Raw genomic sequence first — 1,824 nt, 5'->3', positions numbered from 1 at the left:
ATCTTGTGACAACGTCCGCCAGTGGTCTGGATCCGGATATCTCGCCGCAGGCCGCGTTTTTTCAGGTCAAACGTATTGCACGCGCACGCAACCTGCCCGAAGAGACGGTCAGACAACTTGTCGACAATATGATTGAGCATCCGTTGATGGGATGGCTTGGCGAACCGCATCTTAATGTGTTGGAACTCAACATGACATTGGATACTCTGTACAGGTGATGGAGACACATCTCATCCGCCCTGATCCTGATGCTCTTTTGCGGCAGACTGCACCCGATGGTGGCAGCCACCAGCGCGGTCGCCTCAAGGTCTTCCTTGGCGCGGCTCCTGGCGTCGGCAAGACGTTTTGAAATGCTGACGACTGCGCACCAATTGCAGCGAGACGCTATCGATGTTGTAATCGGCGTGGTCGAAACGCATGGTCGCTCTGAGACGGCGGCATTGCTGAGTGGGCTTGAACTGGTAACCCTACGCACCGTGACCTATCGGGACCGGATGGTGCAAGAGATGGATCTCGACGCGGTGCTCAGGCGCGCTCCGCGCATTGTGGCCGTAGACGAACTGGCGCATACGAACGCACCAGGACCACGCCATCCGAAGCGCTGGATGGATGTCGAGGAACTGCTCGCTGCTGGGATCGACGTTCTGACGACCGTCAATATCCAACATCTTGAAAGTCTCAACGATATCGTTGCGTCCATTACGCGCATCCGCGTGCGGGAAACAGTTCCAGATCACGTGATAGGGAATGCTGATGAGGTCGAGCTTATCGACCTGACCCCGAACGATCTGCTGCAACGGATGCGTGACGGTAAGATCTACGCGGAGCATACTGCCGGGCGCGCGATGCTTCATTACTTTTCCCCGGGCAACTTGACGGCGTTGCGAGAGCTTGCGCTACGTCAGACCGCACAGCAGGTCGATGCACAACTTGTTGACCATATGAAGGCCAATGCGATTGTCGGCCCATGGGCGGCAGGCGAGCGGATCATGGTCTGCCTGACCCTTCAGGACGGAGATGCCAGTCTCCTACGTTATGGCAAGCGTCTGGCTGACCGTCTTCATGCCCCGTGGATTGTGCTGCATGTTGAGACAAACCGTGATCTGAGTGATGCGGCCCGTACAAAAATGGCATCCCAGATGCATCTGGCGCAATCTCTCGGTGCAGAGACTGTCACGATACCAGGGCAGGATGTGGCGCTTGATGCCATTGCCTACGCCCGGACGCAGAATGTGACGCAGATCGTGGCGGCGCATCCGCTCGGGCATGGTTGGAGAGGACGGATCCGGCAGTGGCTGGGAAGTTCGACGACAGAGCGTCTGATACAGTTTGCGCAGGGCTTTCCCGTGCATGTCGTGCCGCGTTCTCCTGGTGAGGACGCCACGATTGAACAACCACCCAATACCAAACCCTTCAGGGTGGGCCCGTATGCAGTCGGGACTCTGATCGTACTCGGTGCACTAGCGGTGGCACTGCTGCTACGCAGAAGCTTCGAGGTCAGCAATGCCTCTCTAGCCTTTCTGACTGCGATTCTTGGCGTGGCAGTCGCCTATAGCCTATGGCCGTCATTATGGGCTTCTTTGCTGGGAATGCTTTGCTTCAACTTTTTTTTTCTTCCCCCACTTTATACACTGACGATCGCGGCCCCGGATAATGTCGTGGCCTTGTTCTTTTTCTTCGCAACAGCACTCATTGCCAGCAATCTGGGGGCGCGTGTTCGTAATCAGGCCGTCGTAGCACGACATCGGGCGGACATTACGCAGTCGTTGTATCATTTCAGCCGCACGATCACGGGGATTATCAAACTCGACGATCTGTTATGGT

At 56.5% G+C, this 1,824-nt stretch carries 3 protein-coding genes; all 3 read left to right on the top strand.

From position 1 onward, the window contains the following. A partial coding sequence (locus JCM25146_RS15870) for a potassium-transporting ATPase subunit C (RefSeq protein WP_025829267.1) occupies nt 1–218 on the top strand: 218 nt, incomplete at its 5' end. Next, nucleotides 215–349 (top strand): hypothetical protein, encoded by a 135-nt coding sequence (locus JCM25146_RS24720; RefSeq protein ID WP_277909626.1) that lies wholly within the window; start codon nt 215–217, stop codon nt 347–349. The genes JCM25146_RS15870 and JCM25146_RS24720, both read left to right, overlap by 4 nt. A 1-nt stretch (nt 350) precedes the next feature. Beyond that, the coding region (locus JCM25146_RS20275; protein ID WP_242401202.1) for a DUF4118 domain-containing protein at nt 351–1,824 on the top strand (1,474 nt) is incomplete at its 3' end.

Origin of the sequence: Acetobacter okinawensis JCM 25146, from assembly GCF_000613865.1 — a bacterium.
GTDB classification, from domain to species: domain Bacteria; phylum Pseudomonadota; class Alphaproteobacteria; order Acetobacterales; family Acetobacteraceae; genus Acetobacter; species Acetobacter okinawensis.
The sequence above is the reverse complement of the archived record's forward strand: the minus strand, read 5'-3'. Positions and strand labels throughout refer to the sequence as shown.